This is a genomic window from Bradyrhizobium sp. (assembly GCF_035935975.1).
Lineage (GTDB): Bacteria > Pseudomonadota > Alphaproteobacteria > Rhizobiales > Xanthobacteraceae > Bradyrhizobium.
This window is the reverse complement of record NZ_DASYWN010000057.1, coordinates 161,816-184,809: the sequence shown is the minus strand read 5'-3', so window position 1 is coordinate 184,809 and position 22,994 is coordinate 161,816. Positions and strand designations below refer to the sequence as shown.

The window sequence follows — 22,994 nt, the reverse complement described above, 5'->3', positions numbered from 1 at the left end:
GAGACCATCATGTCGGTCGAGTTCATCGGCTTTATCGCCAACAGCAATGCTTCCGAGACCATCGTGCGCCGGGGGCCGGTGCTCGATCCCGCCTATATCGAGACCGTGGCGAAGGCGCATGAGCTCGCCGGTTTCGACCGCGCGTTGCTGGCGTTCCATTCGACCACGCCGGATTCGCTGCAGGTCGCCCAGCATGTGCTGACCATCACGAAGAAGCTCAAGGTGATGATCGCGCAGCGGCCCGGCTTCACCGCGCCGACGGTGCTGGCGCGCCAGCTCGCCACGCTCGACCAGCTCTATGGCGGCCGCGTCTCACTGCACGTCATCACCGGCGGTAACGCCGTCGAGCTCAAGCAGGACGGCAATGCGCTCGACGACAAGGACGAGCGCTACGCCCGCACCAGCGAATTCCTCGACATCGTCCGGCTGGAATGGACCAGCGAGAAGCCGTTCAACTACAGCGGCAAATATTACACCGTCGAGAACGGCTTCTCGCAGGTGAAGCCGCAGCAGAAGGGCGGGATCTACACCTTCGTCGGCGGCGGCTCCGATGCCGCGATCGAGGTCTCGGGCAAGCATGCCGACACCTTTGCGCTGTGGGGCGAATCCTATGCGCAGGTGCGTGACGTCACCGCGCGGGTGCGTGCGGCGGCGGCCAGGCACGGGCGGCCGGCGCCCCGCTTCAGCCTGTCGGTGCGGCCGATCCTCGCCGACACCGAGGAGGCCGCCTGGAAGAAGGCCGACGAAATCCTCGAACGCGCCACCGCGCTGCAAGACCAGACCGGCTACCGCCGGCCCAACCACGCCACCGACGGTGCCAAGCGGCTGCTGGCGCTGGCCGACCAGGGTGCACGCATCGACAAGCGGCTGTGGACCGAGATCGCCAAGCTCACCGGCGCCAACAGCAACTCGACCGCGCTGGTCGGCACGCCCGAGCAGGTCGCCGAAGTGTTTGCCGATTACTATGAGCTCGGGGTCAGCCACTTCCTGATCCGCGGCTTCGATCCGCTTCCTGATGCGATCGACTATGGCCGCGCGCTGATCCCGCTGACGCGCGAGCTGATCGCCAAGCGCCAGGCCGTGCGCGGCGAGGCGGCGGAATGATCCGCCTCATGCTGGCCGGCGCGCTGCTGTTCGCCTCCTTCGAGCTAGCGGCGGCGCAGACCACTCTGCGCGTCGGCGACCAGAAGGGCAATTCGCAGGCCGTGATGGAAGCGGCCGGCGTGCTCAAGGACGTGCCGTACAAGATCGAGTGGAAGGAGTTTCCGGCGGCAGCTCCACTGCTGGAGGCGCTGAGCGCCGGCGCGATCGAGACCGGGCTGGTTGGCGATGCGCCCTTCACCTTCGCCGCCGCTTCAGGCGCGCCGGTGAAGGCGATCGCCGCGATCCGGCAGACGCGCGAGGGCCTCGCGATCCTCGTGCCCGAGAATTCGCCGATCAAGAGCTTTGCCGATCTGCGCGGCAAGAAGATCGCGACAGGCCGCGGCTCGATCGGCCATCAGCTCATCCTCGCCGCGCTGGAGAAGAACGGCTGGAGCGCGAGCGACGTGCAGATCGCGTTCCTGGCGCCATCCGACGCCAAGATCGCCTACACGCAAGGCTCGGTCGATGCGTGGTCGACCTGGGAGCCCTATGTCAGCCAGGAAGAGGTACTGTTCAAGTCGCGCCGGATCATCACCTCCGAGGGCGTGACGCCGGGGCTGAGCTTCCAGGTCGCGCGGCCCGACGCCATCAGGGACAAGCGCGCCGAGCTCTCGGATTTCGTGCGACGCCTGACCGCGGCGCGGGCGTGGTCGCTGAACAATGTGAATGGCTATGCCGAGACCTGGGGCCGGCTGATGAACATCCCGGTGGCCGTGCCGCAAAACTGGCTGTCACGTGCAAAGATCCGGGTCGCGCCGATCGACGACGGCGTGGTCGCGGACGAGCAGAGCACGATCGATCTTTATTTCCGCTGGGGCCTCATCAAGCAGAAGCTCGATGCCGCCGAAATCGTGGACCGCTCGTTTTCGGATGCGAAGGCGGGGCTGTAGCGGCGCACTCGTGTCCCGGACGCGGTGCAGCGCGCAGCGCTGCTCCGCAGAGCCGAGACCCATGCCAAGCATGATGCTCTCGGTGAGATGGGCCCCGGCTCAGCAGCGCACCACTGCGTGATGCGCTGCGTCCGGGGCACGAGACTTCACGGGGCTCTCAAGCATCCGTGAAGCGAAGAGAATGCCTTCCATTCCGATGGTCTCTCCAGAATTTTTGTTCTGCATTCCAAGCGCGTGACAACACCCTCATTGCTATTTGCATCCCCACCCTTGCACCACGTCACAACCCCGCAAAAATCAATCCGACGACCACATCGGGAGACCGGCCATGGGCCTGCAAGAAACAAGAATCGAATCGCTTCCCTTCGTCACCGCCGAACTCAACTATCTCGCGCCCGTTTCGGGCAAGCCGCGCACCTACGCGTTCGATCCGCCGCCGGGCGAGCCGAAAAGCACCTCGCTGCCGGAGCCGCATCAGGTGCCGATCTTCGATGCGCGGCTGATCGCTGACAATTTCTCGCTCGATCGCGAGGGTTTTGCGCTGGTGCGTCATCCGACCCAGGTGAAGGATTTCTACAACGACGCCGAGGTGAGGGCGGTCTACTATCCCGCGGTCGAGGCGTTTCTGCGTGCGACGCTGAAGGCCGATCGCGTCGTCGTCTTCGATCATACCGTGCGCAAGCGCGTCGAGGGTGCCGCCGACATCCGTGACGGCGGCCCGCGCCAGCCGGCGACGCGCGTCCATGTCGACCAGACCGCGGTCTCCGGTGCCAACCGCGTCCGGGAGCATCTGCCTGACGAGGCCGAGGAGCTCTTGAAGGGCCGCGTGCAGGTGATCAATCTGTGGCGGCCGATCCGCGGTCCCTTGCGCGATTCACCGCTGGCGATGGCCGACGGCACCACGGTCGCGCCCGAGGATCTCGTCGCGTCCGACCTGATCTATCCCAACCGCCGCGGCGAGACCTATTCGGTGAAATACAATCCGAACCATCGCTGGTTCTATTTCCCCGAGATGACGCCGGACGAGGCGCTGCTGCTCAAATGCTACGACTCCGCAACCGACGGCCGCACCCGCTTCGGGCCGCACACGGCTTTCATCGATCCGACCACGCCTGAAGATGCCGCGCCGCGCGAAAGCATCGAGATCCGCACGCTGGTGTTCCACAAACAGTAACAAACTGTGATGGCACTGCCGGGCATCGCCCGGCGGTGTTTGGGGAACTTTGGGGAACAAATCGTCGTTTGCAGCGCTGGGCGGGGTCAACCGGGGAGCGGTGCCGTGCGAGCGCAAACGACATTTTTGCTTTGTTTGACGACGTCCTCTTTCGCCCTCATCTCGATTGCCAATGCCGAGAGCGGGCTTGCCTCATATTACGGATATGGAAAAGCCGGCAAAGGTGAGCTGACCTGCGCCCACCGCACGCGCCCGTTCGGCACAGTGCTCAAAGTGTCCTACAGCGGACGCACCATCCAGTGCCGCGTCAATGATCGCGGTCCCTTCATCCGCGGGCGCATCGTCGATCTCTCCGTGCCCGCTGCCCGCGCGCTCGGCATGATGAGCGCCGGCGTGGTGCGCGTCTCGGTGGAATAGGCCTATAAGCACGCTATAGTGCCGCCCAAAGCAAGGGTGAGGGGGCGCTATGGCCAGGATCAGGGTGGGACTCGTCGGCTGCGGCTTCGTGTCGGAGCTGCATATGTATGCGTTCCGGCGCGTCTATGGCGTGGATGTCGAGGTCACGGCGGTGGCCGCGCGCGGCGGCCGCGTCGTCGAATTCGCCGGGCATCACGGCATCCCGCGGGTCTACCGCAGCTTTGCCGATCTGATCGCGGACGCCGATATCGACGTCGTCGACATCTGCACCCCGCCCAATCTCCATACCGGGATGATCGTCGCCAGCATGCAGGCGGGCAAGCATGTCATTTGCGAAAAGCCGTTCGCCGGCTATTTCGGCCGCGACGGCGACGCGCAGCCGATCGGCAGGCATGTGCCGAAGGCCGTCATGTACGAGCGCGTGCTGGAAGAGATGGACGCGACCCGCGCGGCGATCGAGCGCACCGGAAAACTCTTCATGTATGCCGAGGACTGGATCTACGCGCCCGCCGTGACCAAAACCGCGGAAATCCTGAAAGCGACCAAAGACAAGATCCTGTTCATGAAGGGCGAGGAGAGCCATTCCGGCTCGCACGCCGCGCATGCCGCGCAATGGGCGATGACCGGCGGCGGCTCGCTGATCCGCATGGGCTGCCATCCGCTCTCGGCGGTGCTTTATCTCAAGCAGGTCGAGGCCAAAGCGCGCGGTGAGACCATCCGTGTTGCCAGTGTCACCGGTGACGTCGGCAACGTCACGGCCAGCCTGAAGCCGGAGGAGCGCAGCTACATCAAGGCCAATCCTGTTGATGTCGAGGATTGGGGCACGCTCACCGCCACCTTCTCCGACGGCACCAAGGCCACCGTGTTCTCCGGCGACATGATCATGGGCGGCGTGCGCAATCTGATCGAGACCTACACGTCAGGCGGCTCGCTGTTCGCCAACATCACGCCGAATAACCACCTCATGAGCTACCAGACCTCGGAGGAAAAGCTCGCCAGCGTCTACATCACCGAGAAGGTCGATCGCAAAACCGGCTGGCAATATGTCTGCCTCGAGGAGGAATGGACGCGCGGCTATCTGCAGGAGATCCAGGATTTCATGGAATGTGCCGCGACCGGACGACAGCCGCTGTCGGATCTGGCGCTGGCCTACGAGACGATCAAGGTGAACTACGCCGGCTATTCGGCGGCGGAGGAGGGGCGGCGCGTGGTGCTGTAGAGCAGGCTGCAATCCTGTTGGCCGTACTCGCTATCGGCGGAGCCTACCACCGGTAATGCACGCCGAAGTCACCCTTGACGCCATCGCGCTTGCCCCCGTCGGTGCCGTTCACTGCGAACTGGTAGCCGGCCTGGGCGTAGAGGCTCAGGCCGGGAAGGATCTTCGCGCTGAGACCGCCGGCAAACTCCAGCCGTGTCGCCTGTTCGAGCAAGCGCACCGCGTCGGTGCCGAACATCGTGGTGGCATTGGCGTCGAAGTCGCGCCAGACATTGGCGAGCGCGTACGGTTGCCACACCCGCCCGGCGGGATCGTTGATGGTCCACTTGCCGCGCAGGCCGAGCCGCGCGGTGGCGCCGGACGTCGTGCCGAGCCCGACTGGCCCCAAGCCGTCATTGGCGTCATCGAAGGAGACCCGCTGCCAGATGATCTGGCCTTCGGGCTCCAGCACAAAGCGAGGCCCGAGCCACGGCAGCGGAATCGGATAGCCCGCTTCCAGCGATGAGATGAAGCCGGTGCCGTTGGTCGACAGGCGGGCAAATTGCGTTGACGCGTTGCCGTTGTAGAACGAGCCCTGCAGCACCGCATCGATGTACCAGCCACCGGGGCCATAGTGGGTCCAGTAGCCGCCCACCGAATAGGCATTGAGATTGAGCGAGCCGGTGTGTTGCAGGATATACGCGCTCACGGCCGCGTTGGTGACGAGGCCATCCACGCTCACATTGCCATTGCCGTAGGCGAAGTAGAGGCCGGCAGTATCGCTGTGGCCGGGGATCAGGCTGCCGCGCCAGAGATCCACGCCGGTCTGGATGCCCGCCACCTGGCCGCTGGCGCGCGGGTCGGCGAAGGCCCGGTAGTGGTTGTCGATCTGCTGGCCGAACAGGCGGCCCCACACGGCCAGCTGGCAGTTGCCGTACGGGATGGGCGGAGCCTTGGTGATGGCTGGCGCTTTGGTGATGAGGCCATAGTCAGGTGCGGTGTTCAGGCAGGCGGCGTCTGCCGCAGCGTCGCCGACGCGCTCATGCAGGGTGCCGAGCGTGGTCAGTCCCATCTGCCGCGCGATCGGCTGGACCACGCCGTAGGTCGCAACCTCCGGCCCGATGATCGGGTAGACGCCCGGCGGCAGCACCGTCGGCGGTGGATCGGGCGGCAGGGTGGTCTCCGGCGGCATGATCTCCTCGGGCGGGATTGGTCCGACGATGAAGGTATTGCGCAGGAACCAGTCTGCGGGATTGCTGCCGTTGACGCCACCAAGGAAGAGATCATAACTGAAGAAGCCGCTGCGGACTTCGACGGAAGGCGCGAGCGAGAAAACGCCGGGTGCCGAACGGTTGGGGTCGAGCACCTGCACCACCAGGATGCCGTCACCGACGGTCAGCGCACCGGTGCCCCCGGCGTTGCGAATTGATAGCTTTGTCGAGCCGCCGGAACCAAGGGAGGTACCATCCACCACCAGCACGTCGGATCGTGAGGCGGGGCCGCCCTGGTTCAGCACGGTGTCGAGCTTCAGCGTGCCGCCGTTGGAGATGAATGTTCCAGCGGCGTTACCCGCGATGAGCGGCGTGGGCGCCAGGCCAACCTGGTGTCCGCCAGTAATCACGAGCACGTCGCCGGGAACGGGATTGGCCTGCAGATCGATGGTGCCGGAATTGGTGAAGCTGGTTGCGCCAAGAATCTGCCCCTGCACGGGACCGCCGAGCGCCATGCTGTTGAAGGTCAGATTCAGCGGCAGATATTGTCCAGTGGAATCGAGCTTGGTCGCGCCGGGACCTCCCAGCAACGCCAGCGTTCCATTATTGGTGAACGTGCCGGGGCCAAGGTCCGTAACGGCGACGCGCAACGTATCGCGTACGCCGTTGCCACTTGCGTCAACGGCTCCTGCAGTGTCCGCGAAGTGCCGCAGGTTGAACAGGCCATTGTTCTCGAAGCTGTTGTTGTCGCCGACAAGCTGCACGAAGCCCGTGATGGTGCCGCGGTTGATGATGCTGGTGTTGTTGCTGGCGAAGAGTGGACTGCTGGCGACGGCCCGATCGGACAGGGCGCCGATGGTGCCATCGTTGATCAACGTCGCCGCGCCAATCGACGAACCGAGGATAACACCAGCAGCCGGCAGACCGTAGGTCGGGCCGAAGCTGGCAAGATCAGCCTGCCAACCGCCCATCACGGATCCGGCCTGAACCTTGACAGTCACGCCACCACTGCCGCTCGTCGCGCTGATCCCGGTGCCAAACTCTCCCCGGACGAGCACATCGTTGCTCGTATTGATTTGCACCGAGCCGGTTGTCGCGGTCGGCACCGGATTTATTGATTCGATATCCGTCAGTAATCCAGGGCTTCGACGGAGTACCGTGCCGCTGCTGTCGGCGAGTATGCCGACTGCGTTTGAGCCGGTCGTCGTGTTGATCGGCCCTGCCGAATTCACCGTTATGTTGCCGGCGCCGGAAGAAAGGGCTGTGATGCCGGTGCCATTCCCGCCGAAGGTTGTAATCCCCGGACCGGTATAGGTCACATCGATTTGTGCACCTGCAGCCGCCACGGCGCGAATACCAGCCGGCAGACTGCTGGGATTCGTGGTGTCTGGCCCGGAACTCGTAATTTGCGATGCCACGATCGCAGTTAATTTGTTCGCCGCGGTGGACGAGTCAAAACCCGAAAATACATAGACGCCGGGGCCCCCACGTTCCGTGCCGCTGACGTTGATGACGGTGCCGGCCGCGGTGCTGGCCGTAGCCGACCCGTTGCCATCAACCCACGCGAGGATACCACGGGGCCGGACAGCGCTCACATTGAGCGCACCGCTATTGAATGTCACGGACGCATCGCCGGGCCCCGAGGGGCCAAAGAGTGGGTCGCCGGCATGAGCGAGCAAGCCGTACTGGGTGGTACCGGCGCCAGCGTTTGACAGGACTCTGATATCTCCCGAAGCGACGAGGCTCGCGTTGCCGGTGCCGCGGTTGTCCACCTGTATGGCGCCTCCTTCACTTCCGGCAGTGGCTATGATTGTGCCTTGAAAGATTACGCTCGCCAAATCAGGCCGCAGTAACGTGTTTCGGTGCGAAAAATCCAGTATCGCCCAGGTGCTGTCGGTGCCACTCACGTTAATCGTTGTGTTTGTTGCATTGATGATGGCGTCCCCGCTGGACTGAATCCGAAGCCCAGTATTGTTGCTGGTCGCGGGATTGGCTGTATTGTTGATGGTCACACCATCCGCAGCGATGGAGACGTCAGCGGGGCTGGACACGCCTCCCGTGTTGGCACCGTTAACAGCGTTAACGCTGCCTAGACCCGGCGGGATGGTGACGATGACCCCGGGCTGAAGCGTGAGATGAATGGGGGAGTCGGCGGGATCGTAGTTGATGCCGTTGGGATAAGGATTGCCTGCGGTCGTGCAGGTTGCGCTGCCGGAGGCATCGAGTAACCCGCACTCGTTGGTTGCTCGCGCCGGCGACTGGCCCGAATCGAGCGCGGCGGCGGCAGTTACAATAAAAGCTAACGAAACGCTGGAGAGCAGCCGGCAGCGAGGTGAGTGACATCGGCCAAGACTACCTGCCAAGTCGTGGCGTGTGATGATCGCAAAATAGCCCGTAGAATTTGGCGCAGTCCAGATGCTCGAATGCGGCGCACGAACGCCGAGAGCTATGGCGCTGTACTTCATCGCTTTCCCCAACGTTAGACGACCAAATCAAATACCGGGGCTGCCCGGGTCGGTTGGGAACGAAAAAAGTAGTCCTTGTTTCGCGCCACTCGATGACGCGCAAATTCAGAATCAGTTGGTTTACAAAAGCCATTGCCACAGTCAGCAAAGGAATCGCCGCAAGTATGGCGGCCAATTGCGGCAATCCCACTTTTTTTACTTATAGTTGCCGTGGAGTTACGAGGACGACAGTGGTGCTGACCAAATCCAGAATTTCGTCGGGCTGGAAGGGCTCCGCCCCGTCACCTGAATGCCCACCGATCGGCTCATTCGTGGGGAGATACTCTCGCCCGTCTCGCCGCTTTGCTGCGAGCCACCCTCTCCTGCAAGGACCTGCAAGGAGAGAGGGGAAGTGCAAACGCTGCGCACGATTCCATTTTATAGGCGCGGCTACCAGGTCCCGACAGCCATCATGATGGCGATGGTCATGCATGAGAGGCAGGCAGTCAATGCAGTATAGAACTCGGGTGTGTTCATTGTTGCCTCCTGGAAAAGTGCTTCCTTTCCAAAATGTCATTGCCGCCTATTTTTCGAAGCGTTTCGCTTCTGCTTCGTGCTGCGCGTCCGTCCCGTCAGTGCCATCCGGATCAGAGGGATCGTCGACCATCTGAAAGAGTTCGGGATGCTTGCCCGTGAGCTGAAGCTGTTTGCGCATCTCGGCGAGGCGGGCGCGACAAAATTCCTGGTAGAGCAATTCGAGTATGGCGGGCATCGTCACCCCCATCGCCGGAATTCGCGTTCTGAAATTTTCTGCTTTCTGCTCGACGGCTCGGTGATGCGAGCGGTTTGCCGTTTACGTCAGCCCAAAGCTGAACGAGGTGGCTATTCGGCTTATACGTCCGAAAATGGAGCAGCTTTCATTATCCAGTTCACACATCATAGAAAGCTTTTGTTTCAATTGGACTTCGTCTCACAACCAGAGCGCGCTGCTGCATGGCGAAAAATCCAACTACAGCGCGAAAGGGATGACCAGTGGATGCAAGCATCATCGGCTGCAACGCGATTGGTGGGATTGGTGGTTTGAGTCGCGCTGAATGCCGCACGCACGGAGCACCCTCTCCCCTTGTGGGCCCCCTTGTGGGAGAGGGTGGCTGGCCGCTTAGCGGCGAGACGGGTGAGCGGTCTGTCTCCGTACCCGACTCTCTCACTACTGAACTCGCGGAGACATACCCCTCATCCGGCGCCATAGCCGAAGCTTAGCTTCGGCGTTCCTAAGAACGGCGGCCGAAGGCCGCCTACGCCACCTTCTCCCACAAGGGGAGAAGGGATAGCACCGTCGCCGTGACGGGTAAAACTACGCTCCGTAAGTCGAGCCCTTCGGCAGCGGAAACACCGGGTCCTGCGTGCGGATGTTGGTCGGCCACACCACCGAGATGTGCTCGCCGGCATTCTGCATCACCACCGGCGTCGAGCGCTCGTTCTGGCCCGACATCGGCGTGCCCGGCGGAAAGAACTTGACGCCATAGCCCTGGATGGTGCCGCCGGCGGGAATGTCGACGTCGAGCGCGGCCTTGCGGATCGCTTCGGGCTCGAAGCTGCCGTATTTCTCCTTGGCGACCGGCAGCACGTTGTTGAGCAGCAGCCAGGTCTGGTTGAAGCCCATCGAGCAGTGCGGCGGCACGTCGGTGGCGCCGGTCTTGGCCTTGTAGCGCGTGACCATGGCGTTGGTGAGATCGCCGATCCCCGGCGCGAGCTTGGCGGGGTCGAGCAGTTGCGCCGGCACCGGATCGATGTTGCAGAAATTGTCGATGTCGGGCCCGAAGGTCGCACGCAGCTTGTCGAGCTGGCTGTAACCGGCGCCGGCGCCGAACAGCATCTTGAAGCGCAAGCCGCTCTCGCGGGCCTGGCGCAGGAACAGGGTGATGTCGGGGTTGTAGCCGGCATGCGAGATCACGTCGGCCTTGGCGCGCTTGATCTTGGTGACGAGCACCGAGAGATCGGGCGCGGAAGCCGAGTAACCCTCGCGCAGCACCACCTGGATGCCGGCCTGCTTGGCATAGGCTTCGTCGGCCGCGGCGACGCCGACGCCATAGGGGCCGTCCTCGTGGATCAGCGCGACCTTCACGTCCTTCGGATCCATGCCGAGCTTGCCTTGCGCATGCTCGGTGAGGAAGCCGGCGAACGCCTGGCCATACTGGTCGGAATGGATCTGCGCGCGAAACACGTATTGCAGGTTCTTGTCCTTGAACACGGCGGTCGAGACCGCGGTCGTGATCCAGAGGATCTTCTTCTGCTGCTCGACCTTCGCCGCCATCGGCACCGCGTGTGCGCTGGAATAGACGCCGTTGATGATGTCGATCTTTTCCTGGTTGATCAGCCGCTCGGCCTCGTTGATCGCGACATCGGCCTTGCTCTGGGAGTCGGCCGCAACAGGCACGATCTTGGTCTTGCCGCCGATGCCGCCCTTCTCGTTGACGAGGTCGATGGCAATCTGCGCGCCGACCGAGGAGGCGACCGAGCCGCCGGCGGCGAAGGGGCCGGTGAGGTCGTAGATCAGGCCGATGCGCAAATTCTCGGCTTGCGCCTGTGCCCTTGTCCAATCGAGGCTGAGTGCGGCGGCGGCAGCCGCCGAGCTCTTCAGCAGCTGCCTGCGTGAAGTCGGCATCCTATCCTCCCTCAAAACCTGTCGGTTGATTGGTTTTGTTATTTTTTTGCGAAGTATGGGGAGGGGGACTGCGGAAAGTCAACATCGCACAAGGTCGATACGACGCAGCAGCCGGACCGAACGCATCTGCGAAAGGCAAAGAAAAGCCCACCGCTCGCGAATGAGCGATGGGCAGATGCCGGTGCGAGCCGATTACTGCGACAGCTTCACGAAGCTCGGAAACTTCAGCTTGCCCTCGGCGATCTTCTCCGGCCAGACCACGACCTGCTTGGAGTCCTGCCACTGGAAGACGAGGCCGGTCACGGTGGTGGGACCGGACTTGATGCCGTGGGTGAACTCGTCGTCCTTGCCGTAGAACTGGATCTTGCCGATCGTGCCCTCGAAGTCGGTCTTCTCGAGCTCGGCGACCATCTTGTCGGGATCGGTCGAGCCGGCGCGCTTGATGGCGTCGGTGATGATGTAGACCTCGTCATAGGCGGTGTAGCCGGTATAGGCCGGCGGCGCGCCGAACTTGGCCTTGAAGGCGGCCGCGAACGGCTTCGTCTTGGAGGTCACGGCGACGTCGGGCGTTGCGACTGCGAGCGAGGGTACGCCGTCGGCGGCGCCATTGGTGTCCTTCCAGAAGGTCGGGCTCAGCGCCTGCGCGCTGATACCGAACATCGGGATCGGCACCTGCTGGTTCTTCCACTGCACCGTCGGCTGCACGCCGACATGCGAGATGCCTGTCACGATCACGTCCGGCTTCTTGGCCTCGATGTTGTTGAAGATCGGCGTGAAGTCGGTGGTGTCAGGCGAGAAGCGGACATGCTCGACGACCTTCAGGCCGGCCTTGGGCAGGCAGGCCTCGTAGCCGACGTCGAGCGGCTTGGTCCAGGCCGCGTCCTCACTCATGATCGCGACGGTCTTGAACTTGAGCTTGTCGACCAGCAGGTCCTTGGCGGCGTCGCAGACGAGTTGGGCCTGCGCGGCCGAAGTCAGGTAGCCGTGGAAGGTGTATTTGTTCTTCTCATAGTCGTTGTGGATCGCCTTGGTGATCTCGTTCGACGCGGCGCCGGGAGTGATCAGCGGCATCTTCAGCCGTGCCGCCCAGGGCTCCAGCGCCAGCACGACCTCGGAGATGTAGCTCGCGATCACCGCGGACACCTTGTCCTCGCTCACCGCGCGCTGGAACGCGCGCACGGAGTCGGCCGAGGAGCTCTTGTTGTCATAGGTGACGATCTCGACCTTGCGGCCGAGGATGCCGCCCTTGGCGTTGATCTCGTCGGCGGCGATCTGCGCACCGCCCGGCGTCGCCGCACCCGCGATCGACTGCACCTCGGCAATGACGCCGATCTTGATCGGGTCGCCTGACTGCGCGTAGGCGGGCGCGGCAAGGCACAGTGCCAGCGCGGAGGTGAGAAGGCCGCCGCCGAGAATTGAAGGTCGCATGGTCGTTTCCCTTTCGTTGTTTGTTGTTGGTATGCGTTACTTAAAGAAAATCGGCGCCGGCCTCGCTTGCGAAGCGGCCGGGATCGCCCTCCCAGACGATCCGCGCATGCTCCAGCACATAGACGCGGTCGGCATGCGGAAGCGCGAAGGTGACGTTCTGCTCGCCGAGCAGCACCGTGATCGACGTGGTCTGCCGCAGCTTCGTCAGCGCCTTGGACAATTGCTCGAGGATGACGGGAGCAAGGCCCAGTGTCGGCTCGTCCAGGATCAGGATCTGCGGCTGCATCATCAGCGCGCGGCCGATCGCGAGCATCTGCTGCTCGCCGCCGGAGAGCGTCTGCGCCATCTGGCCCTGGCGCTCCTTCAGGATCGGGAACAGCTCGAACAGCCAGGCCAGCTGCGCGGCGCGCTTGTCGTCGGCAAGGTGCTGGCCGCCGAGATCGAGATTCTCCCGCACGCTCATCTCGCCGAACAGCTCGCGCGATTCCGGACATTGCACGAGGCCGCTGCGCGCGATCTTCGCCGGGCTGGTGCCGCGCAATTTGTCGCCGCCGCGCACGATCTCGCCGCTATAGGGCAGGAAGCCGGAGATGGTGTTGAACAGCGTGGTCTTGCCGGCGCCGTTGAGACCGACGACCGAGACGAACTCGCCCTCATGGACGTGGATCGAGACGTTCTCCAGCGCCTGTGCCTTGCCGTAGAACACGCTGACATTCTCGACCTGGAGCAGCGGCACCTTGTCCTTGAAGCTGGTCTCGGGCCGCGCATGGGTCTCGATCGCGCCGCCGAGATAGACCCGCCGCACGGTCTCGTTCTTCATGACGTCCTCGGCCTTGCCGGTGACGATCTCCTCGCCGAGATACATCGCCAGCACGCGGTCGACGAGCGCCGCGACGCTCTTGACGTTGTGGTCGACCAGCATCACGGCGCGGCCGTCGTCGCGAAAGCTGCGGATCAGGTCGGAGAAGACATCGACCTCGGCCCGCGTCAGGCCGGCGAAGGGCTCGTCCACCAGCACGACCTTGGGATCGCGGGCAATGGCCTTGGCCAGCTCGAGCCGGCGCAGATCGGCGAAAGGCAGTGTCGGCGGGCGGCGGTTCATGACGTTGCCGAGGCCGACGCGATCGGCGATCCATTTGGCCCTCTCGACCAGCGCCTTGTCCGGGAACAGCATGAACAGGCTGTCCGGCAGGAGCGCGACCAGGATGTTCTCCAGCACCGTCTGCCGGTTCAGCGGCCGCGAGTGCTGGAACACCATGCCGAAGCCTTTTCGCGCGATCTTGTGCGCGGGAAGGCCGGCGACGTTCTCGCCCTCGAAGATCACTTCGCCGGCGCTGGGCCGTTCGATCCCCATCACGCTCTTCATCGCGGTCGACTTGCCCGAGCCATTCGGCCCGATCAGGCCGAAGATCTCGCCGGCGTTGACCTCGAAGCCGAGGTTCTTCACTGCCGTCAATCCGCCGAAGCGTTTCGTCAGCCCGCGGACGTCGAGCACGGCCCGGTTTGAAAGCCTCATATCCATCACGAGCGAGCCTCGCGTGAGAGGGCCGCTCCGAGGAAGCCGCCGGGGAAGAACAGCACGACGAGCAGTGCGACCGCCGAGACGATGAAGGTCGCGAGCTCACCGGTCGGCCGCAGGAATTCGCCGGCGACGATCAGGAAGATCGCGCCCAGCGCCGCGCCAAGCACGGTGCGCCGGCCGCCGAGCACGGCCGAGACGATGACGTTCACGCCGACCGCGACGTCGACGACGGTGCCGACCGAGGCGGTGCCGAAATAGAACACCAGCAGCGCCCCTGACAATCCCGAGAAGAAGGCGCTGACGATGAAGGCGGCGAGCTTGTGCTTGACGATGTTGAAGCCGAGCGCGCCGGCCTGCACCGGGTCCTGGCCGCTGGCCTGGAGCACGAGGCCGATCGGCGATTGCGACAGGCCGTAGAGGATCGCGGCCGAGATCGTCATGAAGCCGAGCGCGATCCAGTAATTCGTGCCGGCATTGATGCTGATGACGTCGGGGATGGTGAGGCCGATCTCGCCGCCGGTGAGGTCGGCGAACACGACGATGAAGTTTTGCAGCATCAAGACCGCGACCAGCGTGGTCAGGCCGAAATACGGCCCGCGCACCCGCAGCGCCGGCAGCGCCAGCACGAGGCCGGCGACAACGGAGGCGAGCGCGCCGAGCACGATGCAGAGATACACCGACCAGCCGAACTGTGCATTGAGGATGCCGGCGGTGTAGGCGCCGACACCGATCAGGAAGGTCGGGCCGAAATTGACTTCGCCGGCGAAGCCGAACAGCAGGTCCCAGGCCATCGCGAACACGCCGAAATAGAACGCGACGGTGAGCAGGCCCAGCACATAGCCGGAGACATAGAGCGGCAGCGTCGCTGCGATGACGACGAGCGCGAGCGAGACGAAGAACAGGCGCGAGGTGAAGAAGTTCGACATCTCAGCGCCTCCCCAGAAGGCCCTGGGGCCGGATATACATCACGAAGACGAGCAGCAGTAGCGCCGGAATGGTGCGATAGGCCGGCGATACCAGATAGGCCGTCAGCGTTTCGAGATAGCCGACCACGAAGGCCGCGATCAGAGAGCCGGAGACGCTGCCGAGGCCGCCGAGGACGACGATCGAGAATGCGCTCGCGGTGAGCGGACCGACGCTGTAGGAGCTGACGCCCAGGAACATGCCGAGCAGCACGCCGGCGATACCGGCGAGGATGCCGTAGATCGCCCACACCACGATGTAGATGTTGGTCAGCTCGAGCCCGAGCAGGGTGACGCCGCGCGGGTTCATGGAGGCCGCCAGCACCGCTTTGCCGGTGCGGGTGCGGTTCACCAGCAGCCACAAGAGTGCGATGACGAGGCAGCACACGATCGCGGTGAAAATCTCGTTCTTTGGAGTGCGCACGCCGAGGATCTCGACCACGCCCTCGACGATCGGCAGCACGGTCTTGGCGTTGTTGGTGAAGAAATAGGCGATCAGCTCCTGGATCATGATGCCCCAGAGCAGCGTTCCCGTGAGGACGAAGATCTCCTTCTCTTCATTGGGAATACGCCGGGAGTCCTGGATCGGCTTCACCACCGCGAAATAGGTAGCGAAGGCGGTGAGGAGGGCGACGCCGACGCCGATCAGTGCGCCGGCATAAGTGCCGACGTTGAGCACGCTGGCGGCGGCCCAGGCCGCGACCGCTGCGGCCACCATGATAGCACCGTGGGAGAGGTTGAGCACGCCGGAGACGCCGAAGATCAGGGTGAAGCCGGTGGCACCGAGAGCGTAGAGAGCACTGATGGCAAAGCCATCGATCAGGATCTGGAAGACTCGCATGAATGATTGGCCGGACAGACGAGCTGTCTCTGGAGGGAAGGTGCTGCGTGGAGGCGCATGTGAATGCTTCCGGGCTTTCGCCCGGGGAAGCAGTCCCGATCAGCTTGTGATGGGTTCGACGAGGCCGGGGAGCCTGACGGTGGCTCTTGCTCTTGCGTCGGCCGTTGCAACATCCTTCGGCGCGCTGGTCGCGGCCGTGTCGCGCGCTATTCGCAATGCAACAGAGAGTGCATTATTCATATTGTTCTCTCCCTTCGAACAGGCCTCTTGTGAGCCATTGTGTCGCAACTATAACGGCGGAGACTTTCTCGGCAAGTGAAACCGCGTTCAGGATTGTGAGAGAGGACTAAAGTCTACCGCTGCGCAAATTGCGGGCAGGGGAGGTGTGAGACCCGTTTCGCGCGCAGGCATGCAGATTTCGCCGACGGGCATGCGTCGCTATCGCGGGCGCAAACAGCGCGGTCGATCAGCGATGATGCTGCTGGTTCAGCGTGCCTGCAGCAACGACGGATCGAGCGGCTCGAGTCGCGCAGGATCGAACGCCGAGAGGTCTAAGTCGCGTGCCTCGCCATCGGCGATCAGTTGCGCCATCGCCTCGCCGGTCGCGGGCGCGTTGAGGATGCCCCACACATTGTGTCCGGTCGCAACATAAAGCCCTTCGCTTTGCGGGACCCGGCCGATCAGCGGCAGGCCATCCTGAGTCACGGGACGAAAGCAGGCCTGCCGTGCGATGATCTTTTCAGGTGCGAACAATGGCGACAATCGCTCCGACATGGCTTGCAGGCGCGCGATCGCATCTTGATCCGGTGTGACGGCCGCCGGATCGAGCGGCAGCGGCGCGATGTCGGAGAGGGCGACGATATGCGTGCTGCCGTCCGCGCGCGGGAAGACCTCGATCGACACGGCGCCGTCACCGTTCTCGTGCTCCAGGAACAATGCATCGGCCGGCGCGTTCGGGCCGAGATCGTAGACGATGCTCGGGCTCCGCTGGCCGTAGACGGCGGGCAGGCTCATCCATTGTGCCGCGAGCAGCGACCACGGTCCCATCGCGATCACGACGGCGTCCGCTTCGATGACGTGGCCGTCGACCGCGACGCCCTTCGCACGCGTGCCGTCTCTGTCGCGCACGATGCCGGTGACGCGGCCAACGCGAAGCTCGGCGCCCTGCGCGATCGCCGCGTTCATGACGCCCGATGTGAACTTGCTGGGATGGACGATCGCGGTCGTCTCGGGCGTCCCGATGCGCTGCGCGATGACGACGCCGTCGCTGAGCCAGCCGAGCGCGGATGGCGCTGTCCGACGCAGATCGCCCTCGGCGGCAACGAAGCCGCTATAGGCGCTCATCGGGCGGTGGCCCCAATCGCCCGCGATCTCCTCCGGCAGTTGGGCGTGAAGCGCAAAGCTGCGCCGGGCCAGCGCATCGAGCGGCGTGCCGGCGCACCAGTCGCGTGCCAGGAAGCCGCCGGCCTTGCCGGAGGCCGCGGCCGCGACCTCTGCCCGCTCCACGACGATGATGTCGATGCCGCGGCGGCGCAGGAAATAGGCGATGCAGGCCCCGATCACGCCGCCGCCGCAGATCACCACGCGCATGGTTTCTCCTTGTCCCGGTCAACTCCGAGAGCTTGAGCGGAAACAACCTAGCTCACGTAACCCCGTTCCAGGGATTGCCGCTGCTCGTGCCGATCCAGCGCCAGGTTGACGAGACGCGTCAACAGCTCCGGATAGGGCACGCCCGAGGCTTCCATCATCTTCGGATACATGCTGATCGACGTGAAGCCGGGCAGCGTGTTGATCTCGTTGAAGCAGAACTCGCCGCTTTTCCGGTCGAGGAAGAAGTCGACGCGCGCGAAGCCGCTGCATTCGAGCGCCGCGAATACCTGCGTCGCCAGCGATTGCACGCGCGCCATCTGCGCCGCGTCGAGCCGGGCCGGCAGGTCGACCCGGGCGCCATCGGGATCGAGATATTTGGCCTCGTAGGAATAGAATTCGTGATGGGCGTTGGGATTGAGCTCGCTGGCGAGGCTCGCGAACAGCGTCTCGCCCTCGAGCACCGCGACCTCGATCTCGCGCGCGTCGATGCCCTGTTCGACCAGCACCTTGACGTCATAGCGAAATGCATCGTCGAGCGCCGCGCCGAGCGCATCCCAAGTCTTCACCTTGTGGATGCCGACGCTGGAGCCCATGTTGCACGGCTTGACGAACACCGGGAGGCTCAGGCCTTCGGCCGCCCTCGCGAGCGACGAGGAGCGGTCCCGCGCAAATTCCTTGCGGGTGAGCACGCGATAGGGCGCGACCGGAATGCCGGCGAATGCAGCGAGCCGCTTGGCGACATCCTTGTCCATGCTGACGGCGGAGGCGAGGACGCCCGATCCCACATAGGCGACGTCGGCCAATTCCAGCAGGCCCTGCACGGTACCGTCCTCGCAAAGCGGCCCATGCATGACCGGAAAGACGACGTCGATCTCGACGGGGGCTCCTTGCGCGATCGGCATGAGGACGCCGCGTCCGTCAGGTCCCCTGGCGAGCCGGATCTCGGGCGCGTCGGGCAGGATCGGCAGGGACACCGTTTGCGCCAGATCGAGCGCATGAAGATCGTTCAATTGCCAGCGTCCGGCCTTGTCGACGGAGACCGGGATCACCTCGAAGCGGCTGCGGTCGAGATGCCTGAACGCAGAGGCCGCCGATTTCAGCGAGACCTCGTGCTCACCGGACCTGCCGCCATAGAGAACAACAACGCGCGTTTTGTCTGCCATGGCTCAATTATCACGCGCTCCGTCCGGAAGTCACCTCTGTTGCTCCCGATTGACGCACTGGCCAAACAATTCGGCGCCGGCGAGGCCCGCCGGCGCCGTGTCGCGGTCAAGGACCCGTGCCGTTCAGCCCGGGCCTGCGCCTTGCGTTGCCGTGTACACCGCATAGAGCGACTGGCTCGCGGCCATGAACAGGCGGTTGCGCTTGGGTCCGCCGAAGCAGACATTGCCGCACACTTCCGGCAGACGGATGCGGCCGAGCAGCTTGCCCTCCGGCGACCACACCGTGACGCCGCTATAGCCGACAGCGCGGCCGGCATTGCTGGAGGACCAGACATTGCCGTTGACGTCGCAGCGCAAGCCGTCGGGCCCGCACTTGACGCCGTCGATCACGCAATCGCTGAACTTCTTGAGGTTGGAGAGCTTGTTGTCGGTGCCGACGTCGAACACGAAGATATCGCCGTTGCCGCCGGGGCCGGTGTCGCCGGGTCCCTTGCCGGTCGAGGCGATGTAGAGCTTCTTGTAGTCGGGCGAGAAGCAGAGGCCGTTCGGATCGGGGACCTGGTCCTCGGTGACGACGAGGTCGATGCGGCCGGAGGGGTCGATGCGATAGCAATTGGTCGGCAACTCGCGCTTGCCCGGCACGAAGCCGGCCGGCTGCCCGATCCGCGGATTGAGCTTGCCGCCGGAATTGCTCGGGCCTCCGGCGACGTCGGGCTCGCCTTCATAGAGCTGGCCGCCATAGGGCGGATCGGTGAACCAGTAGCTGCCGTCGGGATGCGCGGCGATGTCGTTCGGCGAGTTCAGCCGCTTGCCCTGGTAGGAGTCCGCAAGCACGGTGGCGGTGCCGTCGTGCTCGTAGCGCGTCACGCGCCGGGTCAGATGCTCGCAGGAGAGCTGGCGGCCCTGGAAGTCGAACGAGTTGCCGTTGGAATTATTCGAAGGCGAGCGGAATACGCTGACGCGGCCGTCGTCCTCGGTCCAGCGCATCTGCCGGTTGTTGGGGATATCGCTCCACAACAGATACCGTCCCTGGGCGCTCCAGGCCGGCCCTTCGGCCCACAACAGACCGGTGTGAAGTCGCTTGATCGCCGTGTTGGGCTGCGCGAGGTCGTTGAAGGATGGATCGACCGCGATGATGTCGGGGTCCCAGAAATAGGTGGTCGGCGCGCCGTTGGGGCCGAAATCACGCGGCGGGGTGGTGATGGTCGTCGGTGGTGCCGCGGGTCCGGTCTGGGCCAGTGCGGGGCCGGCTACCGTGGCGGCGGCGCCGAGCGCAAGGCCCCGGACAAGTGTTCGTCGTGAAAGCGCAAGTTCATGGTCACGCGGCCCGTGGTCACGAGCCGCGTCGTCACAAGCCTGTTGGCGTGTCATCGCGTCCTCCCGGTCATGTTGGCTGGCCGGTTGCTCCGGCCGAGCAACTTGAGGTTAGTCCGGTCCGCGTCCGGTTGCGAGGGGGCGGTTCGCATCCTCAGCGCGATGTCGGCGTGGTGCCGTGAATTCGTCGCAGGTCTGCCCAAAACGGTGAGCGGCGAGATGCGGCTCGCCCGCATCGGGCTGTTCCGCGCTTGTGAATAACCACTCGTTCGCTTGGTACGGATGGAACGAGACCGGCCTCGCGGCATTTACAAGCCTTGATTTCGCGCGGTTTGCCGCGCAGAAACATTCAGAAGCAAAGGCTGGAGTTGCGTGTGGTTGGCGTTGCCATATTGATCATCTTGCCCGGGATCGCATTCGCGGCCGGCTATTTCCTGCGCGATTATATGTCCCGCCAGCGACGTGCCGAAGCCCGTCGCTGGCGTGGCTATGAGCAGCAGCCGGATTGGCTCACTGCAAAACCGCCCGCCAACACCAATGAAACCCCGCCGGTCCCGGCCGTCGGCGAACTCGGCCAGATGCTCGACCGCTGGGAGAGCCGCGCCCGCGCCCGCCGGACCGGTTAGCCGCCGCCCTGGCGTGACGAGCGGCCGCCCTGCCGGCCGCGTTCAATCTCGAAGTCCAATGAGACGTGCGCTGTCGTAGCGCGACCCGTGACGCGCAGTGGTGCCCACAGCTGCCGACGCCGTCCACCTCCCGTGGTCGCAATCTCTCGGACTGTCTCTCTGTCGAGGCGACGCATGCAACTTTGCGTGCGATGAGCGCACGCTCGATCCTTGCTTGCGGCAGCGTCCTGCGGAGCACAAAACTGGGACGTCACCGATCTCGGGCCGGCGCGATCGCCAGCTCCCGATCCGAAACTAGGTCACCTATACTGACCATCTTTTGGCGTTGCAGTTGCGCCCGTTTCTCGTCTAGAAACAGGCGCATCGAGCCTCCCGGCAACCAACCGTCAACGGTTTTGACCGAGGATTTGAGGGCTCAAAAGGGTCTGGCAATGCTGATTCGCGGCCAAATCGAGGGATTTTCGGGGGAGGTGGCTCTGGCCGCCGCCACGATCCCGGCCGCGCTGCCCACCCTGCTTCTTGGCGGGCTTCTTCTTAGCTGCCCCTGAGGGCCGGCTGGGCGCTGCGCGCCTGGGCACTCAGGGGTTGGTCGAGATCACCAGACACCTCAAGCGCCCAGCACACCGACGGCGCAAAAGCTCAAAAGGAAATTTGCAATGGCCTCCGTGAACAAGTCCGACAAGGACCGCGTCATCATTTTCGACACCACGCTGCGCGACGGCGAGCAGTGCCCCGGCGCCACAATGACCTTCGAGGAGAAGCTCGAGGTCGCCGAGTTGCTGGACGATATGGGCGTCGACGTCATCGAAGCCGGCTTCCCGATCACCTCGCAGGGTGACTTCGAAGCGGTGAGCGAGATCGCCCGCCGCTCCAAGAATTCCGTCATCGCCGGCCTGTCACGCGCCCATCCGGCCGACATCGACCGCTGCGCCGAAGCGGTGAAGTTTGCCAAGCGCGGCCGCGTCCACACCGTGATCGCGACCTCGCCGTTGCACATGCGGGTGAAGCTGAACAAGACGCCGGAAGAAGTGCTCGAGACCTCGGTCGCCATGGTCGCGCGCGCCCGCAACCAGATCGATGACGTCGAATGGTCGGCCGAGGACGGCACCCGCAGCGAGATGGACTATCTGTGCCGCATCGTCGAGGCCGTGATCAAGGCCGGTGCGACCACGGTGAACATCCCCGACACCGTCGGCTACACGGTGCCGGAGGAATACACCCACTTCATGAAGACGCTGATCGAACGCGTGCCGAACTCCGACAAGGCGGTGTTCTCCGTGCACTGTCACAACGACCTCGGCATGGCCGTGGCGAACTCGCTGGCCGGCGTGGTCGGCGGTGCGCGCCAGGTCGAGTGCACCATCAACGGCATCGGCGAGCGCGCCGGCAACGCCGCGCTCGAAGAGATCGTGATGGCGATCAACGTGCGCAACGACAAATTCCCGTACTGGAACAAGATCGACACGACGCAGCTCACCCGCGCCTCGAAGGTGGTGTCGGCGGCGACCTCGTTCCCGGTGCAGTACAACAAGGCCATCGTCGGCCGGAACGCGTTCGCGCATGAGAGCGGCATCCACCAAGACGGCGTGCTGAAGGACGCCTCCACCTACGAGATCATGCGGCCCGAGATGGTCGGCCTGAAGCAGTCCTCGCTGGTGCTGGGCAAGCATTCCGGCCGCCACGCCTTCGTGCACAAGCTGGAGGAGATGGGCTACAAGCTCGGCCCGAACCAGCTGGAAGATGCGTTCACGCGGATGAAGGCGCTCGCCGACCGCAAGAAGGACATCTACGACGAGGACATCGAGGCGCTGGTCGACGAGGAGATGGCGGCCTCGCACGATCGCATCAAGCTGACCTCGCTGACCGTGATCGCCGGCACCCATGGCCCGCAGCGCGCGACCATGAAGCTGGACGTCGACGGTCAGATCAAGATCGAGGAGGCCGAGGGCAACGGTCCTGTCGATGCGGTGTTCAACTGCATCAAGCGCCTGGTGCCGCACGAGGCCAAGCTCGAGCTGTACCAGGTCCACGCGGTGACCGAAGGCACCGACGCGCAGGCGGAAGTCTCGGTGCGGCTGTCGCATGAGGGACGTGCGATGACGGCGCGCGCGGCGGATCCGGATACGCTGGTGGCGTCCGCCAAGGCCTATCTCGGCGCGCTGAACAAGATCGTCATGAAGCGCCAGCGCGACGCGGTGACGACGGCGGCGGCGAGCTGAGGCTCACGCTTCTATTAGATCGGCGGAAACGCGGTGCCTTCGGCGCCGCGTTTTTCGTTTGAGGCCTTGAAGATGTGGAGCAAGGGCTCATCACCGCAAGATTGTTATTATCATGTCATGTTAACATATCATTAACCACCAGTGTCACGGGCCGTGCCCTCGGCTGATCGTGCCGGTCTTTCCCGCTTCG

Annotated in this window: 17 protein-coding genes; 8 read left to right on the top strand and 9 right to left on the bottom strand. The window is 64.1% G+C overall.

The window, feature by feature from the left end:
• The first annotated feature begins 9 nt into the window (after window positions 1–9).
• The 5 genes from VGR99_RS36895 to VGR99_RS36875 all read left to right on the top strand — a co-directional run bounded on the left by VGR99_RS36895 (window position 10) and on the right by VGR99_RS36875 (window position 4,843).
• Window positions 10–1,104, top strand: coding sequence for an LLM class flavin-dependent oxidoreductase (locus VGR99_RS36895; protein ID WP_326904859.1), 1,095 nt, complete (start codon window positions 10–12; stop codon window positions 1,102–1,104).
• Window positions 1,101–2,033, top strand: coding sequence for an ABC transporter substrate-binding protein (locus tag VGR99_RS36890; protein ID WP_326904858.1), 933 nt, complete (start codon window positions 1,101–1,103; stop codon window positions 2,031–2,033). Before VGR99_RS36895 ends, VGR99_RS36890 begins: the two co-directional genes overlap by 4 nt.
• 328 nt (window positions 2,034–2,361) lie before the next feature.
• On the top strand, window positions 2,362–3,207 hold the full coding sequence (locus tag VGR99_RS36885) for a CmcJ/NvfI family oxidoreductase (protein ID WP_326904857.1): 846 nt from the start codon (window positions 2,362–2,364) through the stop codon (window positions 3,205–3,207).
• Window positions 3,208–3,312: 105 nt separating this feature from the next.
• On the top strand, window positions 3,313–3,624 hold the full coding sequence (locus VGR99_RS36880; protein WP_414645214.1) for a septal ring lytic transglycosylase RlpA family protein: 312 nt from the start codon (window positions 3,313–3,315) through the stop codon (window positions 3,622–3,624).
• Between the two features lie 49 nt (window positions 3,625–3,673).
• On the top strand, window positions 3,674–4,843 hold the full coding sequence (locus tag VGR99_RS36875) for a Gfo/Idh/MocA family oxidoreductase (protein WP_326904856.1): 1,170 nt from the start codon (window positions 3,674–3,676) through the stop codon (window positions 4,841–4,843).
• Between the two features lie 43 nt (window positions 4,844–4,886).
• Here the strand turns inward: VGR99_RS36875 and VGR99_RS36870 are convergent, their stop codons facing one another.
• The gene (locus VGR99_RS36870; protein WP_326904855.1) at window positions 4,887–8,495 is read right to left on the bottom strand and encodes an autotransporter outer membrane beta-barrel domain-containing protein; all 3,609 of its coding nucleotides are present in this window, start codon (window positions 8,493–8,495) and stop codon (window positions 4,887–4,889) included.
• Window positions 8,496–9,003: 508 nt separating this feature from the next.
• On the opposite strand from VGR99_RS36870, the gene VGR99_RS36865 reads away from it, so the two are divergent.
• Window positions 9,004–9,558: a hypothetical protein gene (locus VGR99_RS36865; RefSeq protein WP_326904854.1), complete on the top strand. Its 555-nt coding sequence runs from the start codon at window positions 9,004–9,006 to the stop codon at window positions 9,556–9,558.
• A gap of 270 nt (window positions 9,559–9,828) precedes the next feature.
• On the opposite strand, the gene VGR99_RS36860 is transcribed toward VGR99_RS36865, so the two are convergent.
• The 8 genes from VGR99_RS36860 to VGR99_RS36825 form a co-directional block, all read right to left on the bottom strand.
• Complete coding sequence (locus tag VGR99_RS36860) at window positions 9,829–11,139, bottom strand: ABC transporter substrate-binding protein (protein ID WP_326904853.1); 1,311 nt, start codon at window positions 11,137–11,139, stop codon at window positions 9,829–9,831.
• Between the two features lie 192 nt (window positions 11,140–11,331).
• Window positions 11,332–12,567 (bottom strand): ABC transporter substrate-binding protein, encoded by a 1,236-nt coding sequence (locus VGR99_RS36855; RefSeq protein ID WP_326904852.1) that lies wholly within the window; start codon window positions 12,565–12,567, stop codon window positions 11,332–11,334.
• A gap of 40 nt (window positions 12,568–12,607) precedes the next feature.
• Complete coding sequence (locus tag VGR99_RS36850) at window positions 12,608–14,089, bottom strand: ATP-binding cassette domain-containing protein (protein ID WP_326904851.1); 1,482 nt, start codon at window positions 14,087–14,089, stop codon at window positions 12,608–12,610.
• Window positions 14,089–15,015 (bottom strand): branched-chain amino acid ABC transporter permease, encoded by a 927-nt coding sequence (locus VGR99_RS36845; RefSeq protein ID WP_326904850.1) that lies wholly within the window; start codon window positions 15,013–15,015, stop codon window positions 14,089–14,091. The genes VGR99_RS36850 and VGR99_RS36845 overlap by 1 nt, the downstream gene beginning before the upstream one ends.
• A 1-nt stretch (window position 15,016) precedes the next feature.
• Window positions 15,017–15,892, bottom strand: a complete 876-nt coding sequence (locus VGR99_RS36840; RefSeq protein ID WP_094891093.1) for a branched-chain amino acid ABC transporter permease — start codon at window positions 15,890–15,892, stop codon at window positions 15,017–15,019.
• 486 nt (window positions 15,893–16,378) lie between these two features.
• Window positions 16,379–17,482, bottom strand: coding sequence for an FAD-dependent oxidoreductase (locus VGR99_RS36835; RefSeq protein WP_326904849.1), 1,104 nt, complete (start codon window positions 17,480–17,482; stop codon window positions 16,379–16,381).
• A 47-nt stretch (window positions 17,483–17,529) separates the two neighbouring features.
• Window positions 17,530–18,645, bottom strand: a complete 1,116-nt coding sequence (locus VGR99_RS36830) for a D-alanine--D-alanine ligase family protein (protein WP_326904848.1) — start codon at window positions 18,643–18,645, stop codon at window positions 17,530–17,532.
• Between the two features lie 123 nt (window positions 18,646–18,768).
• Window positions 18,769–20,016, bottom strand: a complete 1,248-nt coding sequence (locus tag VGR99_RS36825) for an SMP-30/gluconolactonase/LRE family protein (protein WP_326904847.1) — start codon at window positions 20,014–20,016, stop codon at window positions 18,769–18,771.
• A gap of 317 nt (window positions 20,017–20,333) precedes the next feature.
• On the opposite strand from VGR99_RS36825, the gene VGR99_RS36820 reads away from it, so the two are divergent.
• Together VGR99_RS36820 and VGR99_RS36815 are read left to right on the top strand one after the other, a co-directional pair.
• Window positions 20,334–20,585 carry a hypothetical protein gene (locus VGR99_RS36820; protein WP_326904846.1) on the top strand — a complete coding sequence of 84 codons (252 nt, stop codon included), beginning with the start codon at window positions 20,334–20,336 and terminating at the stop codon, window positions 20,583–20,585.
• Window positions 20,586–21,241: 656 nt separating this feature from the next.
• Window positions 21,242–22,804 carry a 2-isopropylmalate synthase gene (locus tag VGR99_RS36815; RefSeq protein ID WP_326904845.1) on the top strand — a complete coding sequence of 521 codons (1,563 nt, stop codon included), beginning with the start codon at window positions 21,242–21,244 and terminating at the stop codon, window positions 22,802–22,804.
• Window positions 22,805–22,994 lie beyond the last annotated feature (190 nt).

Bases quoted from the DNA above. Each gene is read 5' to 3' on its own strand.
- VGR99_RS36875 (WP_326904856.1), top strand. From the start codon at position 3,674: ATGGCCAGGATCAGGGTGGGACTCGTCGGCTGCGGCTTCGTGTCGGAG.
- VGR99_RS36890 (WP_326904858.1), top strand. From the start codon at position 1,101: ATGATCCGCCTCATGCTGGCCGGCGCGCTGCTGTTCGCCTCCTTCGAG.
- VGR99_RS36850 (WP_326904851.1), bottom strand. From the start codon at position 14,089: ATGGATATGAGGCTTTCAAACCGGGCCGTGCTCGACGTCCGCGGGCTG.
- VGR99_RS36815 (WP_326904845.1), top strand. From the start codon at position 21,242: ATGGCCTCCGTGAACAAGTCCGACAAGGACCGCGTCATCATTTTCGAC.
- VGR99_RS36860 (WP_326904853.1), bottom strand. From the start codon at position 11,139: ATGCCGACTTCACGCAGGCAGCTGCTGAAGAGCTCGGCGGCTGCCGCC.
- VGR99_RS36830 (WP_326904848.1), bottom strand. From the start codon at position 18,645: ATGGCAGACAAAACGCGCGTTGTTGTTCTCTATGGCGGCAGGTCCGGT.
- VGR99_RS36870 (WP_326904855.1), bottom strand. From the start codon at position 8,495: ATGAAGTACAGCGCCATAGCTCTCGGCGTTCGTGCGCCGCATTCGAGC.
- VGR99_RS36855 (WP_326904852.1), bottom strand. From the start codon at position 12,567: ATGCGACCTTCAATTCTCGGCGGCGGCCTTCTCACCTCCGCGCTGGCA.
- VGR99_RS36840 (WP_094891093.1), bottom strand. From the start codon at position 15,892: ATGCGAGTCTTCCAGATCCTGATCGATGGCTTTGCCATCAGTGCTCTC.
- VGR99_RS36885 (WP_326904857.1), top strand. From the start codon at position 2,362: ATGGGCCTGCAAGAAACAAGAATCGAATCGCTTCCCTTCGTCACCGCC.
- VGR99_RS36825 (WP_326904847.1), bottom strand. From the start codon at position 20,016: ATGACACGCCAACAGGCTTGTGACGACGCGGCTCGTGACCACGGGCCG.
- VGR99_RS36895 (WP_326904859.1), top strand. From the start codon at position 10: ATGTCGGTCGAGTTCATCGGCTTTATCGCCAACAGCAATGCTTCCGAG.
- VGR99_RS36835 (WP_326904849.1), bottom strand. From the start codon at position 17,482: ATGCGCGTGGTGATCTGCGGCGGCGGCGTGATCGGGGCCTGCATCGCC.
- VGR99_RS36845 (WP_326904850.1), bottom strand. From the start codon at position 15,015: ATGTCGAACTTCTTCACCTCGCGCCTGTTCTTCGTCTCGCTCGCGCTC.